The 7178-nt window shown below is 65.4% G+C and carries 6 protein-coding genes; all 6 read right to left on the bottom strand.

Annotation, left to right across the window (positions count from 1 at the left end; translation table 11 throughout):
* Window positions 1-166: 166 nt before the first annotated feature.
* Entirely contained in the window at window positions 167-2122 is a 1956-nt protein-coding gene (locus ACTIFE_RS16295; RefSeq protein ID WP_439530221.1) for a TonB-dependent receptor domain-containing protein, read from the bottom strand.
* 168 nt (window positions 2123-2290) lie between these two features.
* Window positions 2291-3046, bottom strand: coding sequence for an iron ABC transporter ATP-binding protein (locus ACTIFE_RS16290; RefSeq protein ID WP_439530220.1), 756 nt, complete (start codon window positions 3044-3046; stop codon window positions 2291-2293).
* Window positions 3043-3999, bottom strand: coding sequence for an iron chelate uptake ABC transporter family permease subunit (locus tag ACTIFE_RS16285; protein ID WP_439530219.1), 957 nt, complete (start codon window positions 3997-3999; stop codon window positions 3043-3045). Before ACTIFE_RS16285 ends, ACTIFE_RS16290 begins: the two co-directional genes overlap by 4 nt.
* On the bottom strand, window positions 3996-4946 hold the full coding sequence (locus tag ACTIFE_RS16280; RefSeq protein ID WP_439530218.1) for an ABC transporter permease: 951 nt from the start codon (window positions 4944-4946) through the stop codon (window positions 3996-3998). Before ACTIFE_RS16280 ends, ACTIFE_RS16285 begins: the two co-directional genes overlap by 4 nt.
* 50 nt (window positions 4947-4996) lie before the next feature.
* On the bottom strand, window positions 4997-5893 hold the full coding sequence (locus ACTIFE_RS16275; protein ID WP_439530217.1) for a siderophore ABC transporter substrate-binding protein: 897 nt from the start codon (window positions 5891-5893) through the stop codon (window positions 4997-4999).
* Between the two features lie 176 nt (window positions 5894-6069).
* Window positions 6070-7068 (bottom strand): helix-turn-helix domain-containing protein, encoded by a 999-nt coding sequence (locus tag ACTIFE_RS16270; protein ID WP_439530216.1) that lies wholly within the window; start codon window positions 7066-7068, stop codon window positions 6070-6072.
* Window positions 7069-7178 lie beyond the last annotated feature (110 nt).

The following is a 7178-nucleotide window of genomic DNA, read 5'->3' as shown; positions in this document are numbered from 1 at the left end:
GTGATTCGCATCTCATGAAGCCTCTGAATCACAAGACAAATCCGCAAGCAATAAATAAGTTAGCGCGTATGGGCACACGGCCGGGACCGAAGCGCCGGTTTTGCAAGGATGCAAGGCGCGCTGGAGCACGGGCACGGGTCCGTTTGTGCCGTGCATCTGTGCCTGATCAGAAGGTCTTCTTGACCGTGAACAGGAAGCTGCGGCCGGGTTCCTTCAGCTGCTGGACGCTGGTGTATTCGCCGCCGTAGGTGCCGCGGTCGGCGTAGTCGGCGTCGAAGATGTTGTTGGCTTCAAGGCGCAGCTGCAGGCCGGCGAGCTGGACCGGCTCGTACTGCAGGAACATGTTGAAGACGTGATAGCCCTTGAGGGTCTTCTTGGCATCTTCGGCTCCGACCGGGCCGTTGTAGTCGAGGGCCATGTCCAGCCGGCTGCCGACAGTGACGCCATAATCCGCGAACTTGTGCTGTGCCTCGACCGCGATGACCTGGCCGAGCGGTGCGCCATAGTCGAGCGACTCATAGCCACCAGTCTTCTTGCCGTTCACCTCGATCTCGGTGTTGGAATAGGTCGCCTTGATCGAGCCGTCGCCCCAGCTCCAGCCACCGCCGAGGTTGAAGCCCTGGGTGATGAAGTCGTCCGTCTTGAGGCCGTTGCGGGCATTGTCGAAGTCGGTGCGGAAGACTTCTGCATTGGCGAAGAAGCCGTCATGACGCCATTCAATGCCGCCGACCACGTTCTGGGCGCGGGCCGGGCGCAAGGCCGAATAGGTCCACTTGGGCGAGTAGGTGTAGTTGTCCTCGATCACCAGACCGCCAAAAACATTGGAATAGCCAGCCTTGAGGAACAGGTTGTCGATGACCTCGTAGCGCACCGAGGCATTGCCGCTGATGCCGGACTGATCCCGCGTCTGGCGGTTGACGCCTTCGAAGGACTGGAAGTCCGCGCGGCCGCCGAAGGACAGCTCGATCCTGTCCGTGACGGACAGGCGCTCCTGAACATAGAGGCCGACATTCTGCGCCTTTTCGGTCAGGCGGCTGGTCGGATCGGAGTAGCGGCCAGTCTTGGCGTAGAAGTCGAGGCCGGCGGTGAGAGCGTTGGTCTCGGTGAAATGGAAGGTGTTCTCCACCTTGCCGTTGAGCGTGTTCGACTTGCCCTTGCTGCCGTAGGGCTCGGGCACGTTGATGTGGTTCTCGGAGAAGCCAATCAGAACGGTCGGGTCCCACAGGCCGGTGTTGTCCGTGCCCTCGTAACGGATGGAGTAGTTCTGCCGGTCGGTGTCATAGCGGCGCAGCAGCGGCGTCGGGCGTCCGCCGATCATGCCGCCAAAATTGGCGCGCCAGGGGCGCAGGGCATCGTCGATCATGCGCATGCCGGAGAGTTCGAGACGATGTCCGTCCTTCTCGTAAGCACCCTTCACGAGGAAGCTCTGCAGATCGGCGCCCGTTCCGCGCACGCGGCGGCCATTGCCCGCCTCGTAATCCTGGCCCTTGGCATTCTTGATGTAGCCAAGCAGTTCGAAGCCGGAGTGGCGGCCGTAAGCGGCGCCAGACTGGGTGAAGGTGTTGCCGTTGGTGTCATAGGACAGGCGGCCATAGGCGCCGATGTTGCGTTCCGGCGACAGCAGGTCGCCGACATCCACCGTGTCGAACTGGACGGCACCGGCCATGGCATGCGGGCCCGCATCGGCGGGGGCGACGGTCGGATCGACGCGGACGGATTTCAGCAGTTCCGGGTCGATGGTGGTCGCGGTGGTGTGGTGGAAGGCACGGTTGTTCTGGGCGACACCGTCGACGGAAACGGCAAGGTTCAGAAGGTCGACACCGTTGACGAAGATCTTCTGGGCAATCGGGATGCCGCCGCCGACAGTGACCGAAGCCTGACCGGCGAAGAGGTCCTTCATGTTGCCGGTGGCGCTGGCCTCGATGTCCTGTTCGCTGATGTAGATCGAGTTGCCCCGGTCTGCCGCGCCCGCATGCTTGTCGTTCTTCGTGTTGCCTTGCAGCACGACGGTCGGCAGGTCCTGTACCGGGGTGTTGTCATTGGCCTGTGCAGGTCCGACGAGCCCGGCGGCAAGTGCGGTGCCGACGAGGAGATGGCGCAGGAGAGTGGCGGATCTGGTCATGTGCGAGGAGCCCCTATCTTTCGCATACATGCCGCAACGGGAACTAATTTCCTCAAGAGCGACGTGATGTTTGAGGCATCCCTATGATATTCAATAATCTGTCAGCAACAAAAATATGAATTATTAACTCATAAATTTATGGGTGTTGCGATCCTGCATCGCACTTCATCAGCGGTGATGCAGGACAAAGGGGCGGCCATCCAGCTCGATGACAGTCAGATCCATTCCGTAGAGATCACCCAGCGACGGTGCGGTCAGGACCTCGCGCGGCATTCCGGCTGCAAAGAGACGGCCGGCTCGCAGCGCAACCACATGATCGGCCCACTGTGCCGCGTAGTTCACATCATGCACGACGATGACGATGCTCTTGCCGGACTGGCGCAGACCATCCAGCCGCTGCATCAGGGCGCGGGCGTGTGGCATGTCGAGGTTGTTGAGCGGCTCGTCCAGCAGCAGCCAGCCGGTGTCCTGGGCGAGCGTCATGGCGAGGAAGGCGCGCTGCTGCTGGCCGCCGGAGAGCTGATCGAGGAAGCGGCTGGCGAGATCGGTCAGGTCGAAGGTGGCAAGGGCGTCAGCGACGATGCGCCGGTCAGCCTCCGTCTCGCGGCCCTGGTTGTGCGGCCAGCGGCCGAAGGCGACGAGATCGCGCACCGTGAGGCGGCTTGCGACCGTGTTCGACTGGCCGAGGATCGCCACATGCTGCGCGAGCGTGGCCGAGGGCGTGGCGCGGATGTCCATGCCGTCGATCTGCACGGATCCCTGCTGCAGGGGGAGAAGCCGGCCGATCAGGTTGATGAGCGTCGACTTGCCGGCGCCATTGGGGCCGATCAGCGCGGTGATGGCGCCCTTGGGCAGGGTCGTGCTGATGTCCGACAGGATGGTGGCCGGGCCGATGCGGTGGCTGAGGCTGTCGATGCGGATCATCGCACGCGTCCTTTCAGGAGCAGCCAGAGGAAGAACAGGCCGCCGATGCATTCGACGACCACGCTCAGGGTGGATTGCTGGCCGATCAGGCGCTCGAAGATGAACTGGCCGCCGACGAGGACAATGCCGGCGATGAGTGCGGCGGCAGGCAGAAGCCGTGCGTGACGGTCCGCGCCGACCAGCGCATGGGCGAGGCCGACGACGATGAGGCCGAAGAAGGCGACCGGGCCGACAAGGGCGGTGGAGACCGAGACGAGCAGGGCAACCAGCGCCAGGACCAGCAGCATCAGCCGCTCGTAGCCGAGCCCGAGCGAGACGGCGACGGGACGGCCAAGCGCCATGACATCGAGGCGGCGCGACAGAGCATAGGCGACGGCAATGGCGGCGAGGGCGGCGCTGCCGCCGATGAGCAGCAGCGTGGCGTCGATGCGGGTGAAGCTGGCGAAGGTGACCGACTGGACGACCGAATAGGCGTTGGGATCCAGCACCCGGGCGACGAAGCCGGAAAGCGAGCGGAACAGGACGCCGAGGATGACGCCGGTGAGGATCATGCGGGCGATGTCGCGCGGGCCACGGCCGAGCAGCGTGCCGAAGAGCAGCACGGCGGCGGTGATCATGACGCCGACCTCCAGCCCGAACTTCAGCGCCTTGGGCAGGCTGGTGAAGCCGACCGCGCCGATGACGGCAACCAGCGCCGTTTGCATCAGCACATAGAGCGCATCGAAGCCCATGATCGACGGGGTGAGGATGCGGTTCTGCGCCACGGTCTGGAACAGGACGGTGGCGACCGCGATGGACGCGCCGACAACCAGCATGCCGCCCAGCCGGGTGGCGCGCAGCGGCAGGATGAAGCCGGCGTTGGGGCCAAGACCTACAAACAGATAGGCCGCGCCGAGGCCGAGAAGGCAAACGGCGAGCAGGGGGAGGGGGTGCGCGCGGATGAAAGCGATCATCGGGCCGGCTGCCGATAGAGAAGCCAGAGGAACAGCGCCGAGCCAAGAACGCCCAGCACCGTGCCGACCGGGACCTCATAAGGATAGCGCACCGCGCGGCCGACGATGTCGCAGGCCAGCACCAGCGCCGCACCGCCGGCGGCGACAACGGGCAGGCTCTGGCGCAGGTTGTCCCCCATCAGCCGCGAGACGAGATTGGGCACGACAAGGCCGACGAAGGGGATCATGCCCACCGTGACGACGACGAGCGCGGTGACGATGGAAACGACGGCAAGGCCCAGATGCAGGACACGCTCGGTGTTGAGCCCGAGGTTGGTTGCCGCGTCCCGGCCAAGGCCAAGAAGGACGAAGCGGTCGGCGTAGACATAGGCGAGTGTGGCAGCGGCGCCGGCAATCCAGAGCAGTTCATAGCGACCGGCGATGACGCCGGAGAACTCGCCCGACATCAGCCAGGTGCTGATGTACTGCAGCAGGTCAGTTTGCCAGCCGATGAAGGTGACGCCGGCCTGCAGCACGCCGGCGAGGATCATGCCGACCAGCGGCACGAGCAGCACCTCGCGCGGGGGCAGGCGGCGGATGAGGCGCAGGAACAGGAAGGTGGTGGCAAGCGCGGCGGCACTGGCCACCAGCATCTTGACCACGATTGGTGCGCCGGGGGCGATGAGCGTGATGGCCAGAAGGCCAAGGGCGGCGCCTTCGCCGGTGCCGGTGGTGCCGGGCTCGACAAAGCGGTTGCGCACGATCTGTTGCAGGATGACGCCGGCAACCGCAAGCGCCGCGCCGGTGAGAAGGACGGCCAGGGTACGTGGCAGGCGCGAGACCCAGAAGATCAGCGCCGCCTGCGGATCATGCCCGATCGCGGCCACATCGACGCTTGCCGCGCCGAGCAGGAGGCTCAGCGCGGACAAGGGGATGAGGGCGAGGGTCAGGAGAGCGGCGAGGCGCATGAACGTCAGGAACCTGGCGTTGGCTGGGCGTTGGCTGGGTCTGAGCCGGCTTACTTCGCCAGTGCGGCCTTCAGTTCGGCGAGCGTGCCCATCAGCGAGGTGTAGCCGCCGCCGGCGATGTAGATCGGCGCGGGCGACAGATAGACGATCTGTTCGGCCTTGGCGGCCTTGGTGCCATTGACCAGCGGGTTGTCGAGGGTCGCCTGCGCAGCACCGGCTTCGCCGATGGCAGCGCCCCGGTCGATGACGAAGATCCAGTCCGGGTTGGTCTCGGCAATGAACTCGAAGGAAATCGCGTCGCCGTGGGTGTCGGTCTTGAGGCCTTCACGGGCTTCCGGCAGGCCGAGGGCGGAGTGGACCCAGCCGAAGCGCGAGCCCTTGCCATAGGCGGAAAGCTTGGTGCCGTTGGTGAGCAGCACCAATGCGGTGCCCTTGCCCTCGGCGGCCTTGGCGACGGCGGCCAGTTCCGCGTCGAGCGCAGCGGTCAACTCGGCGGCCTTGGCTTCCCTGCCGAAAGCCTTGCCATAGGCGGCAAGGCGGGCCTTTGCTTCCGCGACCACGTCGCTGCCGATGGTCATGTCGATGACCGGGGCGATGGGCGCCAGCGCTTCGCCCTGGGTGGAGGAGCGGCCGCCGATGACGATGAGGTCCGGAGCGAGGCCGGCGACGGCTTCCAGATTGGGCTCGAACAGGGTGCCGACCTTGGGGGCCTTGGCGGCGTCCTCGCCGAGGTACGTGACGTAGAGCTTGTCCGGCACGCCGGCGGGAACGATGCCAAGCGCGAGCAAGGTATCAATCGCGGCGATGTCGAAGACGGCGACCTTCTCCGGGGTGCCGGCCAGCGTGACCGGGCCTTTTGCTGTCTCGATCTCGACGGCGAAAGCGAAGGCAGGAGCAGCAAAAGCGATGGCGGACGCCACCGCAGCAAGGCGGGCAAGGCGAAGCATGGGCAGACCTCGTGAGACTGAAACGGGAAATGGCGCGTGGCTGGCAGGGCTGGCTGGCGCGATGCCCGAGGTCTAGCGCCGGAGGGGGGCGAGGTCCAGAGAAAAGTTGAGTTATGTTCTCATGTATACTGACGTTACGTCGCCTATGCCGGATGGTTCCGGCCAGCCGCCGGATGTCATCGGTCCTGCACCGCGCTGGGGGGCAGGCCAAAGGCGCGGCGGAAGGCGGTGGCGAAGTTGGCCGGGCTGTTGTAGCCGACCATGTAGGCGGCTTCGGCAACGCTGACCCCGTCCCGTTCCAGCGCCATGCGGGCCCGGTCGAGTTTGTGCATCCGGATATGATGCGCGACCGAGCAGCCGTGCGCTTGTCGCACCAGTCGTTGCAGGCTGGTGGCGCTCAGCCCGAGCACTCGGGCCATTTCGCCAGTGTTGATCGGCTCCGCCAGATGGGTCTGCAGGTAGCTGTCGATGGCTTGCAGGCGCTGCCGTTCGCCTGCTTTCAGCGGTGTTCGCGCCACGGGATCGGCCGGTTGGTCAGCCATGACCTGCAGCAGGGCCTCCTCGATCAAGCCCAGCACGCGGCCCTTGAGGTACAGCTGGAACAGGAGGGGCGGCAGCGTGGGCGGTGCGATGATCTGCTCCGCCAGGGACAGGGCATGGGCGCTTGGGGTCCAGATCCTGCTGGCGAGATGTTCTGACATGAACTGGCGCAAGGGGGCCGTACCACTGGCTACGAAGCCTGAATAGCGTTCGAGCCAACCCGGGGCGAGCGCGATGGAGACCTTGCGCAGTCGGCTGCCACGGCGGGCCTGACGCTGGAATTTTTCTGGGCGCCCCATGGAATAGACGGTTGCAATGGGCTGGCCTGGGCATCCCGCCGCATCCCGCCCCGGCATCGGAATGCGCATCGGGCCGATCCAGGCCTCGACCTCGCCTTCCAGAAACACCGAGATGGTGGTGCCGGGCGGGGCTTCTGCCTCGGTGTGCAGGTCGTGCAGGTCGACCGCATTGGAGTAATGCACCGACAGGCCGTCCTCGATGTCGAGAAAGCCGATGCGGCCGCGCAGGATCTGGTCGCTGCGGCTGAGGTCCGGGGCGACCCAGACCATGCCTCTGGCGTCGCCCGCGCTGCGCAGGTCCGCCTTGGTCAGATAGGTGTTGGCCGTTGACCGCATGGGCCGCGTCTTCCGGAACTGGCAGCGGACGGCGTGTGTCCGGATGCAAAGGTATTTGGGTGTGGCGCAAAGGTCGTCGGCATTGCGGGTGCGACCTTGCGCCCTGTATC

Source organism: Pannonibacter sp., from assembly GCF_051860505.1.
Taxonomy (GTDB): domain Bacteria; phylum Pseudomonadota; class Alphaproteobacteria; order Rhizobiales; family Stappiaceae; genus Pannonibacter.
Note: the sequence above shows the minus strand (reverse complement) of the source record. Positions and strands in the feature narration are given on the sequence as shown.